Below are 25,523 nucleotides of genomic sequence, written 5' to 3'. Positions count from 1 at the left end.
ATCAAAGGTTTGCGTTAGCCTGATGAAATCACGGGGGTTTCTTTGACGGTGGATGTGACAGCTGTAAAGACTCTCAGAGGCGCCCGCCTGAAACACGGGCGCCCCTAAAGCATCAACAGTAGGCGTTACCGCTCGGACTCCTCTGCACCACTATAGATGTCCGAATCCTTGTACAAGTCGTGCACATGGCGCACCAGCACCATGATCACCGCCGCCACCGGCAAGGCCAGCAGGATGCCGGTGAAACCGAACAGCTCGCCCCCGGCGAGAATCGCGAAGATCACCGCCACCGGGTGCAGACCGATCCGATCCCCCACCAGCAAGGGGGTCAGCACCATGCCCTCCAGGGCCTGGCCAACCATGAACACCGCCACGATGCCGATCATCGGGTACAGGTCGCCGCCGAACTGGAACAATCCGGCAATCAGCGCTGCGCCGATGCCGATGACAAACCCCATGTACGGCACGATGGCCGCCAGGCCGGCAATCAAGCCGATCAACAGGCCCAGCTCAAGCCCGACCAGCATCAGGCCGGCGGCATAGATCATTCCCAGGGCGACCATTACCAGCAGCTGGCCACGGACGAACGCCCCCAGCACTTCATGGCATTCTCCCGCCAGCGCCACCACCCGCTCCTCGCGATCACGGGGCAACAGGCTGCGGATCTTCGCCATCATCAGGTCCCAGTCGCGCAGCAGGTAAAAGCTCACCACCGGAATCAGCACCAGGTTGGCCAGCCAGCCGATCAGCGCCAGGCTGGAGGCCGTTGCCTGGCTCAGGACCACGCCGACGATATCGGTGGTCTGCCCCATGTGTTCGCTGATCGCCGCCTTGACCTTGTCGAACTTCCAGAAACCGTCGGATAAGCCCAACTTGGACTGCGCCCAGGGCATCGCCGTGTGCTGCAGCCAGTCGAGCATCTGCGGCGCCAGCTCGTACAGGCGCAACAGTTGCTTGGCGAGCATGGGCACCAGCACCAGCAGCAACGCCATGACGATCAGGGTGAACAGGGCAAACACCGCCACCACGCCCCAGGTGCGCGACAAGCCGAGCCTTTCCAGTCGGTCCACCAGCGGATCGAACAGATAGGCCAACAACAAGGCCACCAGGAACGGCGTCAGGATCGGATGCAACAGGTACACAAACCCACAGAGCAGGACCAACCCACCCAACCAGACCCATCGACGCGTATCAGCCATGAACCACTCCATTGCTTCTATATTAAAGAAAGAAAACCTACCAGCGAAAACGCAGTTGCGCGGCCGGCGCAGGTGTCGCGCCCTCGACAGTTGGCTGGACAGGCGCAGCGCCTGCCGGGACTTCCTGCAACCGAGCCAGGCTCAGTTGCGCACGCAATTGCTCGGCGCTGCCACTGACCCGATACACCGAGCGATCGCCATCGACGCTCTGCAAACGCCCGCCGAAAGGTTCGAGCAGACGCCCCAACGCCGCATAGCGCTCTAGGTTCATGCCCTGCACTTCCAGCAACTGCTCGCTGGATGCCCCCGGCTTGACCACGAAACGCGGCGCCAGGCGCTGGCTGACCGCCAACAGCACGGCATCGGCCAAGGCCGGCACATCAGCTCCCTGGACGCTGCCCTGCTCCTTCTGGTCACCCAGCCACAGGCGCCATTTGGCCTGCCACTGACCGCCCTCTTCACTGGCATGCACCGCCAGCAGGGCGTCCGCGCCGTAACGCTCCGACGCGGCGCGCAATGGCGCCGGATCGGAACCTTCGAGATTCGGCGCCGTGGCGACAATCTGCTCATTCAGGTCAGCCAGCGGCAAACGCAGCGGCAAGCCGCGATGCAGGGCCGCACGACGCAATGGCGTAGCGCTGGCCTGGCCATCGCCCACCAGGCTGGAACCTTCGCTGGAGTCGGTCAGCCACCAGCCGAGAATCGATGGGCGATTGCTGCCCCACAGGGACAAGCCAGCCTGGCGCAACGCCCGATCGGTGCTGGCCGGATCGAAGTCGACCTGCAGGCTTTCGGGAGGACCGGCGTCGTAGCCGTACTGGCTGATGATCTGCTGCGGGTCCTTGCGGATCGCCGCCAACCCCGGGTTCTGCAGGGCCTTGCTATCGCCGGTCAGGCGCAATACCAGGGTTTCCAGGGCCCGCTGGGTGGCCTGATCGCGCTCGCCAGGAGCCTGACTGCTGACCGGCTCGCGGACCTGATACAGGTTATTGAGGGTTTCGGCATGACTCGCCAGGCTGACCAATGACAAACAGCCCATAAAAAGAAATTTGCACAAACGCATGGAGGATTCCCGACGACAAAAGGCGGCTGGAACAGACCGCATGAACAGGACTGACCCAGGCTGTGACCACAAAGCCCAGGCAAACATTCACCCGATCGGTGGAAGTTTTCGTGCTGTCATAACGACAGCGGGTACAAGGCTATACCTTATACAGCCCTGAGCGACGCGATCGACACGCGCAATTGCGGTTTTTTTTAAGCGGATATGCCCTGCCCGTCGGCCCGAGGATGGCCGCTACACCTCAAGCCTGATAAAATCGCGCGCCTTCGCAGACCGGCAACAGCCGGGGTCGCTGAAATGATCGCGCGGCATTGCCGCCGTGACTGTTTCAATGGCCTCCCTGGACTCGGTCGATACCCCTGAATCCCCCCTAAAGGCCTGGATCATGAGCAAGCAACCCTCCCTGAGCTACAAAGACGCCGGTGTAGACATCGACGCCGGTGAAGCATTGGTCGAACGCATCAAGAGCGTCGCCAAGCGCACTGCGCGCCCGGAAGTCATGGGCGGCCTGGGCGGTTTCGGCGCCCTCTGCGAAATCCCGGCCGGCTACAAGCAGCCAGTGCTGGTCTCCGGCACCGACGGCGTGGGCACCAAGCTGCGCCTGGCACTGAACCTGAACAAGCACGACAGCATCGGCCAGGACCTGGTCGCCATGTGCGTCAACGACCTGGTGGTCTGCGGTGCCGAGCCGCTGTTCTTCCTCGACTACTACGCCACTGGCAAACTGAACGTCGACGTTGCCGCCACCGTGGTCACCGGCATCGGTGCAGGCTGCGAACTGGCTGGCTGCTCCCTGGTTGGCGGTGAAACCGCTGAAATGCCAGGCATGTACGAAGGCGAAGACTACGACCTGGCCGGTTTCTGCGTCGGCGTGGTGGAAAAAGCCGAAATCATCGACGGCTCCAAGGTAACCACCGGCGACGCCCTGCTCGCCCTGCCATCTTCCGGCCCGCACTCCAACGGCTACTCGCTGATCCGCAAGATCATCGAAGTCTCCGGTGCCGACATCGAAACCGTCCAGCTCGACGGCAAGCCGCTGACCGAACTGCTGATGGCCCCGACCCGCATCTACGTCAAGCCACTGCTCAAGCTGATCAAGGACACTGGCGCAGTCAAGGCCATGGCCCACATCACCGGCGGCGGCCTGCTGGACAACATCCCGCGCGTTCTGCCAAAAGGCGCCCAGGCCGTGGTCGACGTAGCCAGCTGGCAGCGTCCGGCGGTATTCGACTGGTTGCAAGAGAAGGGCAACGTCGAAGAACACGAAATGCACCGCGTGCTGAACTGCGGCGTGGGCATGGTGATCTGCGTGGCTCAGGAGCACGTTGAAACTGCCCTCAACGTCCTGCGCGAAGCCGGCGAACAGCCTTGGGTCATTGGTCAGATCGCTAGCGCCGCCGAAGGCGCTGCCCAGGTCGAGCTGAAAAACCTCAAGGCACATTAATGCAAGAGCCGATGCCCGCCACCTGTGATGTAGTGGTGCTGTTGTCCGGTACCGGCAGCAACTTGCAGGCCCTGATCGATAGCACCCAGGCCGGCGACAGCCCGGTACGCATCCGCGCGGTGATTTCCAACCGCGCCGATGCCTACGGCCTGCAACGCGCCCAGGACGCGGGTATCGATACCCGCTCCCTCGATCACAAGGCATTCGAAGGCCGCGAGGCCTTCGATGCCGCGCTGATCGAACTGATTGACGCCTTCCAGCCCAAGCTCGTGGTGCTTGCCGGATTCATGCGCATTCTCAGCGCGGACTTCGTTCGGCACTATCAGGGTCGCCTGCTCAATATCCATCCTTCGCTGCTACCCAAATACAAAGGGTTACACACTCATCAGCGAGCGCTGGAGGCCGGAGACACCGAGCACGGCTGCAGCGTGCACTTTGTGACAGAGGAACTCGATGGCGGACCACTGGTCGTACAGGCAGTGATCCCGGTAGAGTTGCACGACTCGCCGCAAAGCCTGGCGCAGCGGGTCCACGTCCAGGAACACCGGATTTACCCGATGGCCGTACGCTGGTTTGCCGAAGGTCGACTCACACTCGGCGAACAGGGTGCTTTACTGGATGGTCAGTTACTGGCCGCCAGTGGCCACTTGATTCGTAATTAGGAGATTTTATGCGTCGCGCCCTGCTCTTCGCTTGTGCTCTGCTCACCCTGCCCTTCGCGCAGGCTGCGGACCTTCAACCCTTCTCCGCCAGCTATACCGCCGACTGGAAACAGCTGCCGATGAGCGGTACTGCCGAACGCAGCCTGGAAAAGAAAGGCGACGGCACCTGGAAGCTGAGCTTCAAGGCCTCGATGATGATCGCCAGCCTGACTGAAGAAAGCACCCTGACGTTCGACAAGGACACCCTGCTGCCGCAGTCCTATCACTTCGAACGTGGTGGCCTGGGCAAAGCCAAGAAGGCCGACCTGGACTTCGACTGGAACGCCAAGATGGTCACTGGCACCGATCGCGGCGATGCGGTCAAGATCCCGCTCAATCGCGGCATGGTCGACAAATCCACCTACCAACTCGCCCTGCAGCACGATGTGGCCGCCGGCAAGAAAAGCATGAGCTATCAGGTCGTCGATGATGGCGAAGTCGACACTTACGACTTCCGTGTCCTGGGTTCGGAAAAAGTCGACACCAAGGCCGGCCAGATCGATGCGATCAAGGTCGAGCGCGTGCGTGATCCGACACAAAGCAAACGTATCACCGTCATGTGGTTCGCCAAGGACTGGGATTACCTGCTGGTTCGCCTGCAACAGGTCGAAACCGACGGCAAGGAGTACAACATCATGCTCCTGAACGGCACCGTCAACGGCAAGACCGTCAAAGGCAGCTAAGCCGCACGACAATAAAAAAGCCCCGCCGATGCGGGGCTTTTTTTCGCCTGGTGTTTCCATTTGGCCGCTCAAGCACAGCTCTCCTGGCGACCCGGCAGGCTCGCTCGCCGGGTAAAAAGGCCCAACACGACAGCCGCCCAACATGAAACTTTTGTCATAAAACTCCACCCCCTGCGACCAGATGTCACAGTTTCCGCGGCCTGCGGGACTGTTGCGAAATCTGCAAAAGGTTGTTGCATTTGAAAGCAATTTACTTAGCCAGCTAACAAAATATATAACGGAGTCCTGCACACGCCTTGCTGCAGATCAATAGAGATTGGAGCTAGCAGATGACTGTAAAAGTAACTGAACGCGACGATTCACACATGTCCCATGAAGGCGTAGCCGCAGGTGTACGGATCTGGGACGTGCATCAACAAGACATGCTGGTGGGAATGTTTCATTCCGAGAGCGATGCCCATAATTACAAGGCCGAACTGGAGAAGCTGGAGCAGAACCGCGCACCGCAAAGCTCCTGATCTCACACTGACTGCCGCGCCTGCCGCCACGCATCGGCAGGCGCTTCAGAAACAACAAACCCCGCTCATGGCGGGGTTTGTTGTTTCTGCGGGCTTACCACATCAGATCGTCAGGGATCTGGTAGGCCGCGTACGGATCGTCCTCGTCCGGCGCCTCGGTCGGGGTGTTGAGCTGAACGATGCGCCGTGGATCGCGCTCCTGGATCTTCAGGGCGGCTTCACGGGGGATGACTTCATAACCGCCGGCATGGTGCACGATGGCCAGCGAGCCGCTGCTCAGCTTGTTGCGCATCAGGGTATTCACCGACAGGCGCTTGACCTTCTTGTCGTCGACGAAGTTGTAGTAGTCCTCGGTGGTCAGCTTCGGCAGGCGCGACACTTCGATCAGTTGCTTGATCTGCGCGGCACGGGCCTTCTGCTCGGCCTTCTCCTGCTGCTGGCGGTTGAGTTCCTGGTCGCGCTTGACCTTCTCGGCCTGCGCCTCCTGGGCCAGGCGCGCCTGGGTATCGTCCGCCTCGACCTGGCCCTTATGGACTAGGCGTTGCTGCTTCTGTTTCTCTTTGCTGACCTGCTTGGCCTGCTTTTGGTTGACCAGCCCTGCTTTGAGCAACTGGTCGCGAAGGGAAAGGCTCATTGGTGCTCACTCACTTAGGCAACAGCCTCAGCCACAGCTGGGCAAATTCTTTTCCTGACGTTTGGCTTCGCCCCACAAGGCGTCCAACTCTTCGAGGGTGCAATCTTCCATGGGTCGGCGGGTATCGCGCAATGCCTGCTCGATAAATCGAAAGCGCCGCTCGAACTTGGCATTGGCGCCACGCAGGGTGGTTTCCGGATCGACCTTCAGATGCCGGGCCAGGTTGACCACGGCGAACAGCAGGTCGCCCACCTCGTCGGCGATCGCCTGCGGGTCATTCTCGGACATGGCTTCGAGCACTTCATCGAGCTCTTCGCGGATCTTGTCCACCACCGGCAAGGCGTCCGGCCAGTCAAAACCGACCTGGGCCGCGCGCTTTTGCAACTTGGCCGAACGGGACAGGGCCGGCAGCGCCGCAGGCACATCGTCGAGCAAGGACAACTGCAAAGGCTCTGCCGACTTCTCGGCGCGCTCCTCGGCCTTGATCTCTTCCCAGCGCTGCTTGACCTGCTCTTCATCCAGCCGCGGCGTATCCAGCGGCGCGTACAGGTCCCCGGTAGGGAATACATGGGGATGGCGACGGATCAGCTTGCGGGTGATGCTGTCGACCACGCCGTCGAACTCGAAACGCCCCTCCTCCCGCGCCAGCTGGCTGTAATACACCACCTGGAACAGCAGATCGCCCAGCTCGCCCTGCAAGTGCTCGAAATCGCCCCGCTCGATGGCATCGGCCACCTCGTAGGCCTCTTCCAGGGTGTGGGGGACGATGGTGGCGTAGCTCTGCTTGATATCCCAAGGGCAGCCGTACTGCGGATCCCGCAGCCGCGCCATCAGGTGCAACAGGTCTTCAAGGCTGTACATCAGTCACTCTCATTGCCAAACCATGTTTTCTGTAGGAGCGAGGCTTGCCCGCGATGGCGATTTGTCTGACATACCGCTATCGCGGGCAAGCCTCGCTCCTACGCTCCGGATTTCAAGGGGTACGGTTACGGCGGGTCTCGATGATGTTCGGCAACTGGGAAATACGCCCCAGCAACCGCCCCAGCGCATCCAGCCCCGGAATCTCGATGGTCAGGGACATCAGCGCGGTGTTGTCCTCCTTGTTCGAGCGGGTGTTGACCGCCAGCACGTTGATCCGTTCGTTGAGCAGCACCTGGGACACGTCACGCAGCAAACCGGAGCGGTCGTAGGCGCGAATGATGATATCCACCGGGTAGGTCTGCACCGGCACCGGACCCCAGCTGACCTGGATGATCCGCTCCGGCTCGCGGCCGGCCAGTTGCAGCACCGAGGCGCAGTCCTGACGGTGAATGCTCACCCCGCGCCCCTGGGTGATGTAGCCGACGATCGCATCCCCCGGCAGCGGCTGGCAGCAGCCGGCCATCTGGGTCAGCAGGTTGCCGACGCCCTGGATCTGGATGTCGCCGCGCTTGCCCGGCTTGTAGCCGGTGGCCTTGCGCGGGATCAGTTCCAGCTGTTCGTTGCCGCGTTCCGGCTCCACCAGCTGCTGCGCCAGGTTGACCAGTTGCGCCAGGCGCAGGTCGCCTGCGCCCAGGGCGGCGAACATGTCCTCAGCGGTTTTCATGTTGGCCTTGTCGGCCAGCTTGTCGAAATCCACCTGCGGCAAATCGAGGCGATTGAGTTCGCGCTCGAGCAGGGTCTTGCCCGCCGCCACGTTCTGATCCCGCGCCTGCAGCTTGAACCAGTGGACGATCTTCGCCCGCGCCCGCGAGGTGGTGACATACCCCAGGTTCGGGTTCAGCCAGTCGCGGCTCGGCGTGCCGTGCTTGCTGGTAATGATCTCGACCTGCTCGCCGGTCTGCAGGCTGTAGTTGAGCGGCACGATGCGCCCGTTGATCTTCGCGCCCCGGCAGTTGTGACCGATCTCGGTGTGCACCCGGTAGGCGAAGTCCAGCGGTGTCGCGCCTTTCGGCAAATCGATGGCGTGGCCGTCGGGGGTGAAGATGTAGACTCGGTCCGGCTCGATATCCACCCGCAACTGCTCGGCCAGGCCGCCGATATCCCCCAGCTCTTCATGCCACTCGAGCACCTGACGCAGCCAGGAGATTTTCTCTTCGTAGTGGTTGGAGCCGGATTTGACGTCGGTGCCCTTGTAGCGCCAGTGGGCGCAGACCCCCAGTTCGGCCTCTTCGTGCATCGCGTGGGTACGGATCTGCACTTCCAGCACCTTGCCTTCAGGTCCGATGACCGCCGTGTGCAGCGAGCGGTAACCGTTCTCCTTGGGGTTGGCGATGTAGTCGTCGAACTCTTTCGGAATGTGCCGCCACAGGGTGTGGACGATCCCCAGCGCGGTGTAGCAGTCGCGCATTTCCGGGACCAGCACGCGCACCGCGCGCACGTCATAGATCTGGCTGAACTCCAGGCCCTTGCGCTGCATTTTGCGCCAGATCGAATAGATGTGTTTGGCCCGGCCGCTGATGTCGGCGTCGACGCCGGTGGCCTGCAGTTCGTTCTGCAGCTGGTTCATCACGTCGGAGATGAAACGCTCACGATCGAGGCGCCGCTCGTGCAGCAACTTGGCGATCTGCTTGTACTGCTCAGGCTCCAGGTAGCGGAAGGACAAGTCCTCCAGCTCCCACTTGATATGACCGATACCCAGGCGATGAGCCAGCGGTGCGTAGATGTCGAAGACTTCCCGGGCGACCCGGTTGCGCTTCTCGTCGTCGGCGTTTTTCACCGCGCGGATCGCGCAGGTCCGCTCGGCCAGCTTGATCAGTGCCACACGCACGTCATCGACCATCGCCACCAGCATCTTGCGCAGGTTTTCCACCTGGGCCTGGGTGCCGAGCACGAGGGATTGGCGGGGGCTGAGGCTGGCGCTGATCGCCGCCATGCGCAGCACGCCGTCGATCAGCTTGGCCACCACCGGACCGAAGCGCTGGCTGACAGCCGGCAGCGGGATCTGGCCTTCGCGGACGCCACGGTAGAGTACCGCGGCCACCAACGAATCCTGATCCAGCTTGAGGTCGGCGAGGATCTCCGCGATCTCGAGGCCGGTGCTGAAACTCGACATGTCTTCGCCGCTGAGATTCTTCGCGGCGATGTGTTGTTGCTCTGCCTCACGAGCGAACTCGCAGGCTTCTTTCAAGGCTTCACGGTCCAGTGCCATGTCGACGCTGACCGCATGATCGAGCCACGCCTCGAGATTGATACTGCCGTCGGTGTTGATCGGCTGGTGCGCTCTCACCTGTACCATCTTGCTTTACCTTCCCTACGACGCACATTCAATGCGTCAAATCGCTGACCTTCACTGCCAGTATTTCCTCGCTGGGCCGGCGAGTGCTACCTGACGGGCCAACGGATTAGACGAGCCATCCTAGCTCGCTTCAAATAACGCCATGGCCTCGACATGTGCCGTCTGAGGAAACATATCGAGGATCCCGGCACGTTTTAACCGGTAGCCCTGTCTGACCAGTTCGACTGTGTCACGCGCCAGAGTGGCAGGGTTGCATGACACATAAACCAGGCGCTTGGCGCCCAGGCTCGCAAGCTTGCGTACCACCTCGAAAGCACCGTCCCGAGGTGGGTCCAAGAGTACCGCAGAAAAGCCTTCGCGGGCCCACTCGGCATCGCTCAGGGGCTGCGATAAATCGGCCTGAAAAAACCGGGTGTTATGCAAATTGTTGCTAGCGGCATTCTCCGCGGCGCGCGCGACCATGGTCGCCACCCCTTCGACCGCCACCACTTCCCGAACCTTCTGCGCCAGCGGCAAGGCAAAGTTGCCCAGGCCGCAAAACAGATCCAGCACGCGCTCGTCAGCCTGTGGCGCCAGCCACTCCAGGGCCTGGGCCACCATCGCCTCGTTGACCCCGGCGTTGACCTGGACAAAATCCCCCGGCCGATAAGCCAGCTGCAGATCCCACGGATCCAGGCGATAACCCAGTGCCTGGTCCGGGTCCACCGGTTGCGGCTCGCCTTCGCCATGCAGCCACAGCTGGGCCTCATGGAACGCGCAGAACGCCTGGAGAATCTCCAGGTCGGCTGCGGACAACGGCGCCATATGGCGCAGCAGCACGGCAATCGCCGAACCGCTGAACAACTCCACATGCCCCAATGCCTGCGGTTTGCTCAGGCGCTGCAGCATGGCCGGCAAGCGGCTCATGATCGGTTGCAAGGGCTGTACCAGCACCGGGCATTCGTCGATAGCGACGATGTCCTGGCTGCCGGCGGCACGAAAGCCTACTTCGAGGTTTTTCGCCTTGGCGTCCCAGCGCACCGCGACCCGCGCCCGACGTCGGTAGCCGAACTCCGGACCGCTCAAGGGCGCTGCCCACTCCTCTGGCTCGACACCGGCGACCCGCGACAGCTGCTCGGCGAGCATGCGCTGTTTCAGGGCAAGCTGTTCATTGTGGGGCAGGTGCTGCACGCTGCAGCCGCCACAACGGCCGGCATGGGCGCAAGGCGCTGGCCGGCGCAGATCACTGGCGCTGAACACCCGCTCGGTACGGGCCTCCACCACTTTGCCGTGGGCACCCAGCACTCGCGCCTCGACCTCTTCGCCCGCCAGTGCACCGACAACGAACCAGGTACGCCCTTCCAGGAAGGCGATACCGCGGCCGTCGTTAGCCAGGCGCTCGATGGTCAGGCGCTGTTTTTTTCCAACGGGTATCTGCGCCGCCCGGCTCCCGCCCGAAGGCTGGAAGCGCAGGCCTCTGACTGGCTTAGCCATCAGTTGGGCGCATCGAAGATGCCGGTCGACAGGTAACGGTCGCCCCGGTCACAGATGATCGCGACAATCACCGCGTTTTCGACTTCGCGGGACAGGCGCAACATCGCCGCCACCGCACCGCCCGAGGACACGCCGCAGAAGATGCCTTCTTCGCGGGCCAGGCGCCGGGTCACGTCTTCGGCTTCGCTTTGCGTCATGTCGACGATGCGATCGACGCGGGTGGCCTGGTAGATCTTCGGCAGGTATTCCTGCGGCCAGCGGCGAATGCCGGGAATGGCCGAGCCTTCCATCGGTTGCAGGCCGATGATCTGCACGTTCGGGTTCTGTTCCTTCAGATAACGCGAAGTGCCCATGATGGTGCCGGTGGTGCCCATGGAGCTGACGAAATGGGTGATGGTGCCCTCGGTCTGGCGCCAGATTTCCGGGCCGGTGCCGGTGTAGTGCGCTTCCGGGTTATCCAGGTTGGCGAACTGGTCGAGCACCTTGCCGCGACCTTCGGCCTGCATCTTCTCGGCCAGGTCGCGCGCGCCTTCCATGCCCTCTTCCTGGCTGACCAGGATCAGCTCGGCGCCATAGGCGGTCATCGCCGCCTTGCGCTCGGCACTGGAGTTGTCGGGCATGATCAGGATCATCTTGTAACCCTTGATCGCCGCAGCCATGGCCAGGGCAATCCCGGTGTTGCCCGAGGTCGCCTCGATCAGCGTATCGCCGGGGTGAATCTGCCCACGCAGCTCGGCGCGAGTGATCATCGACAGCGCCGGGCGGTCCTTGACCGAACCCGCCGGGTTGTTGCCCTCGAGCTTGAGCAGCAGGGTGTTGCTGGTGACGCCAGGTAGGCGCTGCAAACGGACCAGCGGGGTGTTGCCGACGCAATCGGCGATGGTGGGGTACTGCAAGGTCATGGCGTATTCGCAATCCGGACTGCGGGGGCGACTATCATACCGGCAAACGTTCGCAGGCCATATCACGCAAAGTGAGGGTCTTATGGCTTAACGATATAAGGCAACAAATCAGCCTCGGTCGAAGGCGCTTCCATCACAACGGCAGCCCGCAGACGCATGTTCAGGCGCAGGCCACGCCCGGCATTTTCCGCCCACAGCTGACCGCCCTGACGCTGCACTGCGTTTCTCGCGATGCTCAAGCCCAGGCCAAAACCGCCATTGCCCGGACGCGAGCCGTCGAGACGGGTAAAGGGATCGAAGATCCGCTGCAGATCGGCATCAGCCACGCCAGGCCCCTCATCCTCCAGCCACAGCAGCCAATGCTCGCCCTCGCGCTGGCCGTCCAGCAGCACACGCCCGCCCGCGGGCGAATGGCGAATGGCATTGCGCAAGATGTTTTCCAGGGCCTGAGCCAGGGTATTGAGGTTGCCCCTGACCCAGCACGAGGCGTCCAGCGCGCAGTGCAGTTGCGCGTTGGACCAGGCGCTTTCGAAGCAGGCGTTTTCCGTGAGCATTTCCCACAGGGCCTGGATCTGGATGTCTTCCTCGGCCAGCGGCGCCCGCTCGGTGTCGAGCCAGGCCAGCTGCAAGGTGTCGTCCACCAGCCGCTGCATGCCATCGACTTCCCGCGCCAGCCGCTCGCGCAGTGCCGGCAGGCTCTGCTCGCCGTCGCAGGCGACCCGCAGGCGACTCAGGGGCGTGCGCAACTCATGGGAAAGATCGCGCAGCAATTGCTGCTGCAAGGCCACGGTGCCCTGCAGGCGCTCGGACATCTGGTCGAACGCCCGGCCCAGTTCGCCCAGCTCGTCCTGGCGACTGGTGGTCTGGCTCGACAGCCGCGCATTCAGTTGATCGGCGCGCCAGGCGTTGGCCTGTTCGCGCAGCTGGTTCAGCGGCACCACCAACAGTCGATACAGCCCGACACACAGCAACAGGGTGAACAGGCCGGGAATCACCCCGTTGGTCAGTACCCGCCAGAACACCCGGTAGCGCCCGGGCTTGAACCGCTGGGGCAGCTCGATCACCAGGCTGCCGGCGGACGGGTCGTTGGGAAATGGAATCTTCAGCCAGGGCAAACCCCGGGTATGGCGGCTGACCGGCCAATCCAGGCCGCGCAGGAACGTCAGGTGCTGGCTCTCGGCTTCACTCAGCGGATAGCTGCCCAGCGATTGCAGGTCGCGACCGATGACCCCGACCCAATGGCGCTCGCGCCCGGCCATGGCCTGCAACCAGGCATCGACCCCGGCGCTCTGTCCCTGGTTCCAGGCCTGTTCGGCTTCGGCGGCGTAGCCGGTCAGCGTGCCGCGAGCCTCGTCGGAGAGGAACAGGTTCTTCTGCTCCATGTAGCGGCCCCAGGACCAGCTCAACCAGATCATCAGCAGGCAGAACGCAACCAACAGAAAGGCCAGCTTCCAGAACAGCGAATGCCTGCCGGGCAGCTCAGGCCATTTCATCGAAGGCACTCAGCACATAGCCCTTGCCCCAGACCGTGCGCACTTCCCGCGCGACATAACCGACCGCCTTGAGCTTACGGCGGATCTGGCTGATGTGCATGTCCAGGCTGCGATCATGGGGCGCGTAGCCGCGCTGCAGCACATGCTGATAAAGGAAGGGTTTGCTCAGGACCTCGTCGCCGTTGCGGTTGAGTGTCTCCAGCAGGCGGTACTCGCTGCGGGTCAGCCCGGCCCACTGTTGCCCGTAATGCACGTCGCACAGCTCATCGTCGAAACGCAGCCCCTGGGCTTCCTGCCTGAGCGGCGCCGGGGCCGGTCGGCGATCCAGGGCCACGCGCCGCAGGATGGCTTCGATCCGTACCCGCAGCTCGGCCATGCTGAAGGGCTTGGGCAGATAATCGTCGGCCCCCAGGCGGAAACCGCTGATGCGATCGGCCTCGGCCCCCAGCGCCGACATCAGCAGCACCGGCGTGGAATGGCTCTGGCGAAAATGGGTGAGCACCGTCAGGCCGTCCATTCCCGGCAGCAGGATGTCCATCAGCACCACATCGAAAGACTGCTGGCGGGCCATCGTCAGCCCTTCCTGGCCGTTCTGGCACCAGGTGACATCAAACCCGCAACGCCCCAATTGCTCGTGCACATAGGCACCGAGCACCAGGTCGTCTTCGATGCTCAGGATCCGGGGATGGACGACAGATACGGGATTCATTAGCCTCTGCAAGTAATTCTCAGTTGGGCGATTATTCAAGATTGCCCGCCTCCGGGCAACCGGCACCGGTCGACAAGGCGCTCGCTACACCGGGGGAGCTCGACCGGTTCGACGGTTAATTTTGCGAAGATTGCGGCAAAGCAAATGGCTACACTGCGCAGGTGGTGCGCACCGGATGTGCGCAGGGTTCATTCAAAACGGCGTGGTAGCAGGAGAGTTGCGTGCTTAAGAAACTGGGGATCAAAGGCCGCGTGCTGTTGCTGACCTTGCTGCCAACCAGCCTGATGGCGTTGGTGCTGGGCGGTTATTTCACCTGGATGCAGCAGTCGGACCTGCAAACCCAGCTTCTGCAACGCGGCGAAATGATCGCCGAGCAACTGGCGCCCCTGGTGGCACCGGCCCTGGCCCACCAGAACACCGCCCTGCTGGAACGTATCGCCACCCAGTCCCTGGAACAGCAGGACGTGCGCGCGGTGAGCTTCCTCGCGCCCGACCGGACGCCCCTGGCCCATGCCGGCCCGAGCATGCTCAACCAGGCACCGACCGGTAACGGCAGCCAGATGCTGCAACGCACCGGCAGCGACGCCACCCGCTATCTGCTGCCGGTGTTCGGTCGCCACCGCAACCTGGCCGGCGACCTGATTCCCGACGAGTCCGACCGCCTGCTCGGCTGGGTCGAGCTGGAGCTGTCCCATAACAGCATGCTGTTGCGCGGCTACCGCAGCCTGTTCGCCAGCCTGCTGCTGATCACCGCCGGGCTGATCTGCACCGGCCTGCTGGCGCTGCGCATGGGCCGTACCATCAACAACCCGCTGAGCCAGATCAAACAGGCCGTCACCCAACTCAAGGACGGCAACCTGGAAACCCGCCTGCCCTTGCTCGGCAGCCAGGAGCTGGACGAACTGGCCTCGGGCATCAACCGTATGGCCGGCACCCTGCAGAACGCCCAGGAAGAACTGCAGCACAGCATCGACCAGGCCACCGAGGACGTCCGGCAAAACCTGGAAACCATCGAGATCCAGAACATCGAACTGGACCTGGCGCGCAAGGAGGCCCTGGAGGCCAGCCGGATCAAGTCGGAATTCCTGGCCAACATGAGTCACGAAATCCGTACCCCGCTCAACGGCATCCTCGGTTTCACCCACTTGTTGCAGAAAAGCGAGCTGACCCCGCGCCAGCTGGATTACCTGGGCACCATCGAAAAGTCCGCCGACAGCCTGCTGGGGATCATCAACGAAATTCTCGACTTCTCGAAAATCGAAGCCGGCAAGCTGGTGCTCGACAGCATTCCGTTCAACCTGCGCGACCTGTTGCAGGACACCCTGACCATCCTCGCCCCGGCCGCCCACGCCAAGCAGCTGGAACTGGTCAGCCTGGTGTATCGCGACACGCCGCTGTCGCTGGTGGGCGACCCGCTGCGCCTCAAGCAGATCCTCACCAACCTGGTGAGCAACGCCATCAAGTTCACCCGCGAAGGCACCATCGTCGCCCGCGCCATGCTCGAAGAAGAACACGAAGACAGCGTGCAACTGCGCATCAGCATTCAGGACACCGGCATCGGCCTGTCGAACCAGGATGTGCGCGCTCTGTTCCAGGCCTTCAGCCAGGCCGACAACTCGCTGTCGCGGCAACCCGGCGGTACCGGCCTGGGGCTGGTGATTTCCAAGCGCCTGATCGAACAGATGGGTGGCGAGATCGGCGTCGACAGTACGCCCGGCGAAGGTTCGGAGTTCTGGATCAGCCTGCGCCTGCCGAAAACCCGCGACGACGCTGAAGACCTGCCCGCCCCGCCGCTGCTCGGCAGGCGGGTCGCGGTGCTGGAGAACCATGAGCTGGCGCGTCAGGCCCTGCAGCATCAACTCGAGGACTGCGGCCTGGAAGTGACGCCGTTCAATACCCTGGAAGCCCTGACCAACGGGGTGACCGGGGTGCATCAGACCGAACAGGCGATCGACCTGGCGGTCCTCGGCATCACCACCAACGACATGCCGCCGGAACGCCTCAACCAGCACATCTGGGACCTCGAACACCTGGGCTGCAAAGTGCTGGTGCTGTGCCCGACCACCGAACAGACGCTGTTCCACCTGTCGGTGCCCAACCCTCACAGCCAGTTGCAGGCCAAACCGGCCTGCACCCGCAAGCTGCGGCGTGCCCTGGCCGATCTGGTCAACCCCAAGGCGGTGCGCAGCGAGCCGAGCGAACCGATCGCCAGTCGCCCGCCACGGGTGCTGTGTGTCGATGACAACCCGGCCAACCTGCTGCTGGTGCAGACCCTGCTCGAAGACATGGGCGCCAAGGTGCTCGCGGTCGACAGCGGTTACGCGGCGGTCAAGGCGGTGCAGAACGAATCCTTCGACCTGGTGATGATGGACGTGCAGATGCCCGGCATGGACGGTCGCCAGAGCACCGAGGCGATTCGCCAGTGGGAGAGCGAACGCAACTGCACGCCGCTGCCGGTGATCGCCCTCACCGCCCACGCCATGGCCAACGAAAAACGCGCGCTGCTGCAAAGCGGCATGGACGACTACCTGACCAAGCCCATCAGTGAGCGGCAGCTGGCTCAGGTGGTGCTGAAGTGGACCGGTCTGGCCCTGCGCAACCAGGGCCCGGAACGCACGGGCGAACCGTCCGGCAATGGCCACGAGTTGCAAGTGCTGGATCATGACGAAGGTTTGCGCCTGGCCGCCGGCAAAGCGGACCTGGCCGCCGACATGCTGGCGATGCTCCTGGCTTCGCTGGAGGCCGATCGCGAAGCGATTCGCGCCGCCCGTGCCGCCAATGACCACAATGCCCTGATCGAACGGGTCCACCGCCTGCACGGGGCAACCCGCTACTGCGGAGTCCCGCAATTGCGCGCCGCCTGCCAGCGCAGCGAAACCCTGCTCAAGCAGGAAGACATCAAGGCCTTCGCCGCCCTCGACGAACTCGAACGGGCGATCAACCGCCTGGCCACGGAGGCCCGCATCAACGCCTGACTCAGGGCAACGACCCGGTTGCCCCGAAGGTTCATGCTGGGGGCAACCTCCCACAAGGACGACACCATGCGCACCATTCTCTTCAGCAGCCAGAACTATGACCGCGACAGCTTCCTCGGCGCCGAGCTGCCGCCGGGCATCGAGCTACAGTTCCAGGCAGCGCGCCTGAGCCTGGACACAGCGGCCCTGGCGGAGCACCACGAAGTGGTCTGCGCCTTTATCAATGACGACCTGAGTGCCCCGGTGCTGGAACAGCTGGCCGCCGGCGGCACGCGCCTGATCGCGCTGCGCTCCGCCGGCTACAACCATGTCGACCTGGCCGCGGCCAAACGCCTGGGCCTGAGCGTGGTGCGGGTCCCGGCCTACTCGCCTCATGCCGTGGCCGAGCATGCGGTGGCCCTGATCCTGGCGCTGAACCGCCGCCTGCACCGCGCCTACAACCGCACCCGCGAAGGTGACTTCAGCTTGCACGGCCTGACCGGTTTCGACCTGGTGGGAAAAACCGTCGGCATCGTCGGCACCGGGCAGATCGGCGCCACCTTTGCCCGGATCATGGCCGGTTTCGGCTGCCAGTTGCTGGCCCACGATCCCTTCCCCAACCCGCAAGTCGAGGCCCTGGGCGCGCGTTACCTGAGCCTGCCGGAGCTGCTGGCCCAGGCACAGATCATCAGCCTGCACTGCCCGCTCACCGCCGACAGCAAACACCTGATCAACCGCCAGAGCCTGGCCCGGATGCAACCGGGGGCGATGCTGATCAATACCGGCCGCGGCGGCCTGGTGGATACCCCGGCGCTGATCGAAGCCCTGAAGAACGGCCAACTGGGCTACCTGGGGCTGGATGTCTACGAAGAGGAAGCGCAGCTGTTCTTCGAGGACCGCTCCGACCTGCCACTGCAGGACGACGTGCTGGCGCGGCTGTTGACCTTCCCCAACGTGATAGTCACCGCCCACCAGGCCTTCCTCACCCGCGAGGCCCTGGCGGCGATCGCCGACACCACCTTGCACAACATCGCCGCCTGGGCTGCCGGCGCGCCCTGTAACCTGGTGGAAGGCTGAGCCGACGGACCGGCGGTAAGCGAAGGTCATCTGCCTGCAACCTGAGGTATCGGGGTGCGTGCTAGCATACGCGCCAGATTTGGAGGACCCATGGTCGAACACGATTTCCGCTACAGCCTGATGAACCCGCAACACACCCTGATCGAATGCCGCGCCCTGGTGCCCGGCCGCTATCAGGTCACCGGCAACGGTGGTTCCATCCGCAACGACGACGTGCTGATCGTCACCCTCAAGGGCAGCAAGGACCTGTCGATGCGCCTGACGGTGGAAACCGTTCGGCACCTGATCAACCCGGTCGGCCAGTGGGTCGCCGTGGCCCGTGGTCCGGTATTCGGCGAGCTGGCGATCCATCAGTGGCAGGTCAACTGCGACAGCTGCGCCACCGAGCTGAGCTTCGAGTTCGCGGTGGATGCCAAGCTGGGCAGCAAGGCGCAAAAGCCTGCGGCCAGCGCGCGGATCGCTGAGCTGGGCTGGATCAGCCAAGGGGAAAAACACCTCTGCCCGAAATGCCAGCGAGCCGCCCAATGAAACGCCTGGCGTTGACCGCCGCGTTCGGCGCCGGCCTGCTGGGTTGCGCGGCGGAGCCGGTGAAACTGCAGCAGGATCGCAGCTACATCCTGGAGTGGATCGGCGAGCGTCCGCTGATCGATTACAGCCACCTGACCATCACCCTCGGCGAAGACGGTCGCGCCTACGGCAACGGTGGCTGCAACCACTGGTTCGCGCCCTACACCCTGGACGGCGACAAGCTCAGCTTCGGCAAGGTCGGCAGCACCCGCAAGATGTGCGCGCCAGCTTTGATGGAGCAGGAACGACGCTTCCTGCAGGCGCTGGAAACCGTCCAGCGCTGGGACATTTCCCCGATCGAGCAAGTGCGTTTCTGGCCGGCCGAAGGCAAGCCGTTGCGCTGGTGGCTCGAGGAAGGTTGATACCGCCCTCCTGTAGCCGCTGCCGCAGGCTGCGATAAGGTCCGCAGGACCTTCAGCGATCCAGGGATCGCAACGGCCTTGCTAGCCGTTCGCAGCCTGCAGCGGCTATCTATCAATGCCCGCGCAGGGCTTCCAGCTTCGCCATCACGCCCGCCGCGGTCTGTTCGCCCATCAGTTGCTCACGCACCTTGCCCTGGTCATCGATGATGTAGGTCACCGGCAACCCTTCGCTGCGTGGCAAATCGAAAATCTCCGCCGGGTTCTGCGCCAGCACAGTGAACTTGATGCCCAGTTTTTCACTGGCGCTCTTCAGTTCCTCGCCCTGCACGTTATCGAAATTGACCCCCAGTACACTCACCGACTGCCCCTTGAGCCCTTCGGCCAATGCATTGAGTTCGGGGATCTCGGTGCGGCACGGCCCACACCATTCGGCCCAGTAATTGAGTACCAGCCACTGCTTGTCCACGCGCTCGGCGGCGACTTTCTGGCCATATTGATCGACCCCGTAATCGTTACCGCAGCCGCTCAGCAACAAGGTGCCGATGATCGCCAATGCCGCTGCCAGTTGCCTTGCCATGCCTTGATCCTTGTATTGAAAAAAACCAGTCAAACCCGCTTTCTCGTGCGACCCATCGCCTCGCAAGGTTCAGGACTGCCCGTCGCACAGGTAGAATAGCCGCCACCTTACGCAAGATGCGACCCGCCCATGACCGATCTGACGCTTTATCACAACCCGCGCTGCTCGAAATCCCGCGGCGCACTGGAACTGCTGGAAGCCCGTGGCCTGACCCCGACCCTGGTCCGCTACCTGGAAACCCCGCTCGATGCCGCCCAGCTGCAAAGCCTGCTGGGCAAGCTCGGGATCGGCGCCCGCCAGCTGCTGCGCACCGGCGAAGACGAGTACAAGAGCCTCAACCTGGCCGACGCCAGCCTGAGCGAAGCGCAGCTGATCGCCGCCATCGCCGCGCACCCGAAACTCATGGAACGGCCGATTCTTGAAGTCGGCGACAAGGCCATCATCGGCCGGCCGCCGGAGAACGTGCTGGAGATCCTGCCTTGAGTACGCCGTACATCCTGGTTCTCTACTACAGCCGCAACGGCTCGACCAACGAGATGGCCCGGCAGATCGCCCGGGGCATCGAACAAGGTGGCCTGGAAGCGCGCCTGCGCACCGTGCCGGCGATATCCGCCGACTGCGAGGCCGTGGCCCCGAGCATCCCGGAAGACGGCGCACTATACGCCAGCCTCGACGACCTGAAACACTGCTCCGGCCTGGCTTTGGGCAGTCCGACCCGTTTCGGCAATATGGCCGCGCCGCTGAAGTACTTCCTCGACGGCACCAGCAACCTGTGGCTGACCGGCGCCTTGGTGGGCAAGCCGGCCGGGGTGTTCACCTCCACCGCCAGCCTGCACGGCGGCCAGGAAACCACCCTGCTGTCGATGATGCTGCCGCTGCTGCACCACGGCATGCTGATCACCGGCCTGCCCTACAGCGAATCGGCCCTGCTGGAAACCCGTGGCGGCGGCACGCCTTACGGTGCCAGCCACCATGCCGGCGCCGACGGCAAGAGCCCGCTGAACGAGCATGAGGTCGCCCTCTGCCGCGCCCTGGGCCTGCGCCTGGCCAAGACTGCCCTGCAACTGGAGAGCAGCCGTGGCTAAAAAGCCGAAGATCCTGCCGGCCATCGAATGGCTGGAGCCGCGCGTACGCATCACCCGGGTGCTGAGCCTGATCTGCTTTTTCGGCCTGGTCGGCCTGCTCTGCGGCTACTACCTGTTCGTCGCCGACCTGCACGGCGCCCGGCCCTGGGTGATCCTGCTGATCGAACTGGTGCCGCTGCTGCTGATGGCGCCGGGCATGCTGGTGGGCAGCGCGCGCGGGCATTCCTGGATGTGCTTCGTGGTGAACCTGTATTTCATCAAGGGCGCGCTGGCCGCCTACGACCCGAACCGGCAACTGTTCGGCATCCTGGAGATGCTCGCCAGCCTGGCGGTGTTCTGCTCGGCCCTGCTCTACGTGCGCTGGCGCTTCCAGCTCAACCGCAAGCTGGCGGGTGAAGGCGAGGTCAGCGTCGCCTGACAGTGCGCTATCGCGGGCAAGCCTCGCTCCTACAGAAAACCCAATGCTTCCGTAGGAGCGAGGCTTGCCCGCGATGAGATCAACGCCGAATCAGTGGTTGACCGTATAAGCCAGCATCATCGAGATCTGGCACAGCGGCCGGCCACTTTCGGCGTGCCACTGGTTGAAGGCGCCCTGCACGGTGGCCAGGTCCTTGAGGCTGCTGGGCACCTTGTCGATGATCTGCTGCGCATTCAGCGCCGCCACCACGTCATAGGTCGGCACGAAGGTGTCCTTGCCGACCATCCGCAGAAAGCGCGGGGCCGACAGGCCGCCCAACTGGTGACCGTGCTTGGCCAGGTACTTCCACAGGCCGACGATGTCGGTCACCGGCCAGTCAGCGATCAAGGCACCGAAGCTGCCCTTCTCCTTTTCCACGTCGAGCACCATCTGCGCATTGCGCGGCACGCTCTTGAGCTTGCCCAGGTGGCGAATGATCCGTGTGTCCTGCATCAGCCGCTCGAGGTGCTCGGCGCCCATCAGCACCACTTTCTCCGGGTCGAAACCGAAAAACACCTCTTCGAAGGCCGGCCACTTGGCGTCCACCAGGCTGTGCTTCAAGCCGGCGCGAAACACCCGCAGGGCCAGGGTCGAGAGATAACGGTCATCGCTGATCTTGCGCAATTGCGCCGGGGTTTTCGGCACCGGCAGATGGGCTTCCAGCTCGGCCGCCGAACCGAAGCGGTTCAGACAGTATTCGTGCAGCCACTTGTAATCGCGCATGCCCTCTCCTAATGACGATAAAGAAACGGCGCTCAGAGGAGCGCCGTGATTCCAGGATACAGAGCCGCGAAACGACTCAGAGGTTCACCACATTGACGAAACGCGAGGCCGCGGTTTCGTCGATCTTCAGGCTGGTGAAGTCGAACAGGTTGCGGTCCGCCAGCTGTGACGGCACCACGTTCTGCAGGCCGCGGAAAATGCTTTCGGTACGGCCCGGGGTCTTGCGTTCCCATTCCTGAAGCATTTCCTTGACCACCTGGCGCTGCAGGTTTTCCTGGGAGCCACAGAGGTTGCACGGGATGATCGGGAACTGCTTGAGGTCGGAATAGGCCTGGATGTCCTTCTCGCTGCAATAGGCCAGCGGGCGGATCACCACATTACGCCCATCGTCGGCCCGCAGCTTGGGCGGCATGGCCTTGAGCGAGCCGTTGTAGAACATGTTGAGGAAGAAGGTCTCGACGATGTCGTCGCGATGGTGACCCAGGGCCATCTTGGTCGCGCCGATTTCGTCGGCGAAGGTGTACAGGGTGCCGCGACGCAGGCGCGAGCACAACGAGCAGGTGGTCTTGCCCTCCGGTATCAGCTCCTTGACCACCGAATAGGTGTCCTTCTCGACGATGTGGTACTCCACACCGAGTGTCTCGAGGTAGGCCGGCAGCACATGCTCGGGGAATCCGGGCTGCTTCTGGTCCATGTTCACGGCGACGATGTCGAACTTGATCGGTGCAACCTTCTGCAGGTGCATCAGCACGTCGAGCATGGTGTAGCTGTCCTTGCCGCCGGACAGGCAGACCATGACCTTGTCGCCGTCTTCGATCATGTTGAAGTCGGCGACCGCTTCCCCGGCCTGGCGGCGCAAGCGTTTCTGCAGTTTGTTCTGGTTGACCGTAAGAGTGCCCATGGCGCTTGAAATCCGCGGTGTGTGACGAAAAGCCGGACATTTTACGCAAAAACCGCGCGCGGGCGAAGCGCCGGGCGCCAGCCGACCGATCAAATCGCCGAATGCGATTACCAGCCGCGCCGACAGCGCGATTTGCTCTAACGCCTACGCCTTTTGCAAGTCAGTCCTTTCTATACTGCGACATAAGGTCGCACACATATTCAGACCTTTACTTACTTGGCCGCTGGCCCGTAGGCGCTCCGTTGGGGGGCGATGGCAATAACAAAGGAGTGACTGACTATGATTCATCATGTCGTGGGACTCTTCACCCACCCCGATCAGGAATGGCGAGAAATACGTGGCGACGAAGAGGAAAGCATCAGCCACATGTACCTCACCCACACGCTGATTCTCGCGGCGATTCCAGCGATTTCGGCATTTATCGGCACCACCCAGGTCGGTTGGGTCATAGGTAATCGAGCGCCGGTCATGCTGACCATGGAAAGCGCGCTGTGGATGACCATCATGTCGTACCTGGCGATGCTTGGCGGGGTCGCGGTCATGGGCGCCTTCGTCCACTGGATGGCCCGCACCTACGACGCCAGTCCGAGCCTGGCGCGCTGCATCGCGTTCGCCACCTATACCGCGACGCCCCTGTTCATCGGCGGCCTGGCGGCGCTGTATCCGCACATGTGGCTCGGCATGATCGTCGGCACGGCCGCCATCTGCTACACCGTCTACCTGCTGTATGTCGGATTGCCGACCTTCATGAACATTCCCTCGGACGAAGGTTTCCTGTTCTCAAGCTCCGTACTGGCCGTTGGGCTGGTGGTGCTGGTCGCGATCATGGCATTCACCGTGATCGTCTGGGGTCTTGGCGTCGGCCCCGTTTACACCAACTGACGTCGCTCAAAAAACAAACACAATCTGCCAACACAGGCCGCCGCAAGGCGGCCTTCCAATCTGCGCAACGACCATTCGGCGCCTGGACGATTCGGAATGCATCAGCTTTGCGGCATACTCACCCGCTCTGGAGAGCCGTTAAGCATGCCCGAGCAACTCAATACCCGCGTCGAAGACTGTTTCCAACTCGCTGAATCCTTTTTCAAACGACCTTTCAAACGCCCGGTGGTCAGCCTCAAATTGCGCGGCCAGAAAGCCGGTGTCGCCCACCTGCACGAGAACCTGCTGCGCTTCAACCCGCAGCTGTACCGGGAAAACACCGAAGACTTCCTCAAACAGACCGTGGCCCATGAAGTCGCGCACCTGATCGCCCACCAACTGTTCGGCGAGCGTATTCAGCCCCACGGCGAAGAATGGCAACTGATCATGCGCGGCGTGTACGAACTGCCGCCCAATCGCTGCCACACCTACGAGATCCAGCGTCGCAGCGTGACCCGCTACATCTATCGCTGCCCCTGCGACAACGATTTCCCGTTTTCCGCCCAGCGCCATCGCCTGGTCGCCCAGGGTCGGCGCTATCTGTGCCGGCGCTGCCGGCACACCCTGGTGTTCAGCGGCGAAATGCGGGTGGAGTGAGCCCGGCCCTACAGGATGACCCGGCCCTGACGTAGTTCAGCGATGCGCTGCACGCTGTAACCCAGCTCGGCCAGCACCTGGTCACTATGCGCCCCTAGCTCCGCCCCGATATGCCGAGGCTCCGGCAGCCCCTGGGAAAACTTCAACGGACAGGCCATCTGCGCCTGGTAGCTGCCATCGCCACGCGGCACCTGGCTGACCAGCTGCCGCGCCTGCAACTGCGGATGCGCCACCGCCTCCGCCAGGCCCAGCACCGGCTCGACGCAGGCATCGACCGCGGCAAACAACTCGCAGAGCTCGGCAAAATCGCGCTTCTCGAACTCGACCTGCAAGGCCAGCTTGAGCGCCTGCTGTTGTTCCGGCTGCGGTGACAGCCCCTGGGCCGCCAGTTCCGGACGACCGAGGGCCTTGCACAGCGCCTGCATGAACGGCGGCTCCAGGCTGCCCACCGACAGCCAGCGACCATCCCGACTGCGGTAATAGTCATAGAAACTGCCGCCATTGAGCACCTGCTGTTCCGCCGCGGGCTCGATCCCGCACGCCAGGTAGCCGGCCCCGGCCATGGCGTTCAGGCTGAACACGCAATCGGTCATGCTCACATCCAGGTGCTGCCCCAGGCCACTGTGCTGGCGGGCAATCACCGCCGCCAGCAGGCCGATGACCCCATGCAGCGAACCTCCGGCGATGTCCGCCGCCTGGATGCCCAGGGGCAGCGGCCCGCTATCCTTGCGCCCGGTGTAGCTGGCCAGGCCCGCCAGGGCCAGGTAATTGATGTCATGGCCGGCGCGATCCCGGTACGGGCCAGTCTGGCCATAACCGGTGATCGAGACATAGATCAGCTTCGGGTTGAGCGCCTTCAACGCCTCGTAGCCCAGCCCCAGGCGTTCCATCACCCCGGGGCGGAACTGCTCCAGCACGATGTCGTACTCCAGCACCAGCTGGCGGATCACCTCCAGCGCCTCGGGCTGCTTGAGGTCCAGCGCCAGGCTGCGTTTATTGCGATTGAGGTAGGCATGGCTGGCGGAGACACCCTGATCGTGGGGCGGCAGCACCCGCAGCAGATCCATGCGGGTCGGCGATTCGATGCGCAGCACCTCGGCGCCCATGTCCGCCAGCAGCAAGGAGGCGAACGGCCCCGGCAGCAGCGTGGAGAAATCCAGTACCTTGAGTGACGCCAGTGGCCCTTGCATGAACACTCTCCCTTGCCGATTGATTGCCCACAGAGTAGGCAGCGTCTCGAGGCCCGGCAATCACCGCAAGCGCCAC

The 25,523-nt window shown here is 63.2% G+C and carries 26 protein-coding genes; 13 read left to right on the top strand and 13 right to left on the bottom strand.

What is annotated here, in order from left to right; genetic code table 11:
* Positions 1-125 precede the first annotated feature (125 nt).
* Both J4D52_RS04355 and J4D52_RS04350 read right to left on the bottom strand, forming a co-directional pair.
* Positions 126-1,199, bottom strand: coding sequence for an AI-2E family transporter (locus tag J4D52_RS04355; protein WP_063432657.1), 1,074 nt, complete (start codon positions 1,197-1,199; stop codon positions 126-128).
* Between the two features lie 37 nt (positions 1,200-1,236).
* A complete protein-coding gene (locus J4D52_RS04350; RefSeq protein WP_102676562.1) occupies positions 1,237-2,262 on the bottom strand; it encodes a DUF2066 domain-containing protein in 1,026 nt (341 codons plus the stop codon).
* A gap of 385 nt (positions 2,263-2,647) precedes the next feature.
* Here J4D52_RS04350 and purM point away from each other — a divergent pair, with 385 nt between their 5' ends.
* The 4 genes from purM to J4D52_RS04330 all read left to right on the top strand — a co-directional run bounded on the left by purM (position 2,648) and on the right by J4D52_RS04330 (position 5,608).
* The gene (gene purM, locus J4D52_RS04345; RefSeq protein ID WP_025805661.1) at positions 2,648-3,706 is read left to right on the top strand and encodes a phosphoribosylformylglycinamidine cyclo-ligase; all 1,059 of its coding nucleotides are present in this window, start codon (positions 2,648-2,650) and stop codon (positions 3,704-3,706) included.
* Positions 3,707-3,717: 11 nt separating this feature from the next.
* Positions 3,718-4,368 carry a phosphoribosylglycinamide formyltransferase gene (purN, locus tag J4D52_RS04340; protein ID WP_063432745.1) on the top strand — a complete coding sequence of 217 codons (651 nt, stop codon included), beginning with the start codon at positions 3,718-3,720 and terminating at the stop codon, positions 4,366-4,368.
* Between the two features lie 8 nt (positions 4,369-4,376).
* A complete protein-coding gene (locus tag J4D52_RS04335) occupies positions 4,377-5,090 on the top strand; it encodes a DUF3108 domain-containing protein (RefSeq protein ID WP_025805663.1) in 714 nt (237 codons plus the stop codon).
* A gap of 329 nt (positions 5,091-5,419) precedes the next feature.
* Positions 5,420-5,608, top strand: a complete 189-nt coding sequence (locus J4D52_RS04330; protein ID WP_025805664.1) for a hypothetical protein — start codon at positions 5,420-5,422, stop codon at positions 5,606-5,608.
* Between the two features lie 94 nt (positions 5,609-5,702).
* Here the strand turns inward: J4D52_RS04330 and J4D52_RS04325 are convergent, their stop codons facing one another.
* The 7 genes from J4D52_RS04325 to J4D52_RS04295 all read right to left on the bottom strand — a co-directional run bounded on the left by J4D52_RS04325 (position 5,703) and on the right by J4D52_RS04295 (position 14,036).
* The gene (locus J4D52_RS04325; protein WP_007927770.1) at positions 5,703-6,242 is read right to left on the bottom strand and encodes a DUF2058 domain-containing protein; all 540 of its coding nucleotides are present in this window, start codon (positions 6,240-6,242) and stop codon (positions 5,703-5,705) included.
* Between the two features lie 27 nt (positions 6,243-6,269).
* A complete protein-coding gene (gene mazG / locus J4D52_RS04320) occupies positions 6,270-7,103 on the bottom strand; it encodes a nucleoside triphosphate pyrophosphohydrolase (protein ID WP_009050273.1) in 834 nt (277 codons plus the stop codon).
* A 112-nt stretch (positions 7,104-7,215) separates the two neighbouring features.
* A complete protein-coding gene (gene relA / locus J4D52_RS04315; protein WP_009050274.1) occupies positions 7,216-9,459 on the bottom strand; it encodes a GTP diphosphokinase in 2,244 nt (747 codons plus the stop codon).
* Positions 9,460-9,579: 120 nt separating this feature from the next.
* On the bottom strand, positions 9,580-10,932 hold the full coding sequence (gene rlmD / locus J4D52_RS04310; RefSeq protein ID WP_102676783.1) for a 23S rRNA (uracil(1939)-C(5))-methyltransferase RlmD: 1,353 nt from the start codon (positions 10,930-10,932) through the stop codon (positions 9,580-9,582).
* A complete protein-coding gene (gene cysM / locus J4D52_RS04305) occupies positions 10,932-11,834 on the bottom strand; it encodes a cysteine synthase CysM (protein WP_009050276.1) in 903 nt (300 codons plus the stop codon). The genes rlmD and cysM overlap by 1 nt, the downstream gene beginning before the upstream one ends.
* Before the next feature lie 80 nt (positions 11,835-11,914).
* On the bottom strand, positions 11,915-13,327 hold the full coding sequence (locus J4D52_RS04300) for a sensor histidine kinase (protein ID WP_102676784.1): 1,413 nt from the start codon (positions 13,325-13,327) through the stop codon (positions 11,915-11,917).
* On the bottom strand, positions 13,314-14,036 hold the full coding sequence (locus J4D52_RS04295; protein WP_063432661.1) for a response regulator transcription factor: 723 nt from the start codon (positions 14,034-14,036) through the stop codon (positions 13,314-13,316). The genes J4D52_RS04300 and J4D52_RS04295 overlap by 14 nt, the downstream gene beginning before the upstream one ends.
* Before the next feature lie 221 nt (positions 14,037-14,257).
* Here J4D52_RS04295 and J4D52_RS04290 point away from each other — a divergent pair, with 221 nt between their 5' ends.
* From J4D52_RS04290 to J4D52_RS04275, 4 genes are all read left to right on the top strand, one after another.
* Positions 14,258-17,011: a response regulator gene (locus tag J4D52_RS04290; protein ID WP_063432662.1), complete on the top strand. Its 2,754-nt coding sequence runs from the start codon at positions 14,258-14,260 to the stop codon at positions 17,009-17,011.
* Positions 17,012-17,077: 66 nt separating this feature from the next.
* A complete protein-coding gene (locus tag J4D52_RS04285; RefSeq protein ID WP_025805670.1) occupies positions 17,078-18,067 on the top strand; it encodes a 2-hydroxyacid dehydrogenase in 990 nt (329 codons plus the stop codon).
* A 90-nt stretch (positions 18,068-18,157) separates the two neighbouring features.
* Complete coding sequence (locus tag J4D52_RS04280) at positions 18,158-18,595, top strand: hypothetical protein (protein WP_063432663.1); 438 nt, start codon at positions 18,158-18,160, stop codon at positions 18,593-18,595.
* On the top strand, positions 18,592-18,996 hold the full coding sequence (locus J4D52_RS04275) for an META domain-containing protein (RefSeq protein WP_023966598.1): 405 nt from the start codon (positions 18,592-18,594) through the stop codon (positions 18,994-18,996). The genes J4D52_RS04280 and J4D52_RS04275 overlap by 4 nt, the downstream gene beginning before the upstream one ends.
* A gap of 112 nt (positions 18,997-19,108) precedes the next feature.
* On the opposite strand, the gene J4D52_RS04270 is transcribed toward J4D52_RS04275, so the two are convergent.
* Positions 19,109-19,573, bottom strand: a complete 465-nt coding sequence (locus J4D52_RS04270; RefSeq protein WP_025805672.1) for a TlpA disulfide reductase family protein — start codon at positions 19,571-19,573, stop codon at positions 19,109-19,111.
* Positions 19,574-19,702: 129 nt separating this feature from the next.
* Here J4D52_RS04270 and arsC point away from each other — a divergent pair, with 129 nt between their 5' ends.
* Genes arsC through J4D52_RS04255 form a run of 3 tightly spaced genes read left to right on the top strand, consistent with a single transcriptional unit; the run spans position 19,703 to position 21,076 of the window.
* Entirely contained in the window at positions 19,703-20,056 is a 354-nt protein-coding gene (gene arsC, locus J4D52_RS04265) for an arsenate reductase (glutaredoxin) (protein WP_025805673.1), read from the top strand.
* Positions 20,053-20,658, top strand: a complete 606-nt coding sequence (wrbA, locus tag J4D52_RS04260; protein ID WP_025805675.1) for an NAD(P)H:quinone oxidoreductase — start codon at positions 20,053-20,055, stop codon at positions 20,656-20,658. The genes arsC and wrbA overlap by 4 nt, the downstream gene beginning before the upstream one ends.
* Positions 20,651-21,076, top strand: a complete 426-nt coding sequence (locus J4D52_RS04255) for a DUF2069 domain-containing protein (protein WP_025805676.1) — start codon at positions 20,651-20,653, stop codon at positions 21,074-21,076. The genes wrbA and J4D52_RS04255 overlap by 8 nt, the downstream gene beginning before the upstream one ends.
* A 90-nt stretch (positions 21,077-21,166) precedes the next feature.
* Here J4D52_RS04255 and J4D52_RS04250 read toward each other — a convergent pair whose 3' ends face one another.
* Together J4D52_RS04250 and ttcA are read right to left on the bottom strand one after the other, a co-directional pair.
* Positions 21,167-21,838: a DNA-3-methyladenine glycosylase I gene (locus J4D52_RS04250; RefSeq protein ID WP_009050287.1), complete on the bottom strand. Its 672-nt coding sequence runs from the start codon at positions 21,836-21,838 to the stop codon at positions 21,167-21,169.
* Between the two features lie 76 nt (positions 21,839-21,914).
* The gene (gene ttcA / locus J4D52_RS04245) at positions 21,915-22,739 is read right to left on the bottom strand and encodes a tRNA 2-thiocytidine(32) synthetase TtcA (RefSeq protein ID WP_007931792.1); all 825 of its coding nucleotides are present in this window, start codon (positions 22,737-22,739) and stop codon (positions 21,915-21,917) included.
* 279 nt (positions 22,740-23,018) lie between these two features.
* On the opposite strand from ttcA, the gene J4D52_RS04240 reads away from it, so the two are divergent.
* The gene (locus J4D52_RS04240; RefSeq protein WP_007931790.1) at positions 23,019-23,621 is read left to right on the top strand and encodes a Yip1 family protein; all 603 of its coding nucleotides are present in this window, start codon (positions 23,019-23,021) and stop codon (positions 23,619-23,621) included.
* Between the two features lie 144 nt (positions 23,622-23,765).
* Positions 23,766-24,257 (top strand): SprT family zinc-dependent metalloprotease, encoded by a 492-nt coding sequence (locus tag J4D52_RS04235; protein WP_007931787.1) that lies wholly within the window; start codon positions 23,766-23,768, stop codon positions 24,255-24,257.
* Between the two features lie 8 nt (positions 24,258-24,265).
* Here J4D52_RS04235 and J4D52_RS04230 read toward each other — a convergent pair whose 3' ends face one another.
* On the bottom strand, positions 24,266-25,447 hold the full coding sequence (locus J4D52_RS04230) for a CaiB/BaiF CoA-transferase family protein (RefSeq protein ID WP_102676785.1): 1,182 nt from the start codon (positions 25,445-25,447) through the stop codon (positions 24,266-24,268).
* Positions 25,448-25,523 lie beyond the last annotated feature (76 nt).

The sequence above is a fragment of the Pseudomonas sp. GW460-12-10-14-TSB1 genome, from assembly GCF_017349775.1.
Taxonomy (GTDB): domain Bacteria; phylum Pseudomonadota; class Gammaproteobacteria; order Pseudomonadales; family Pseudomonadaceae; genus Aquipseudomonas; species Aquipseudomonas piscium.
Note: the sequence above shows the minus strand (reverse complement) of the source record. Positions and strands in the feature narration are given on the sequence as shown.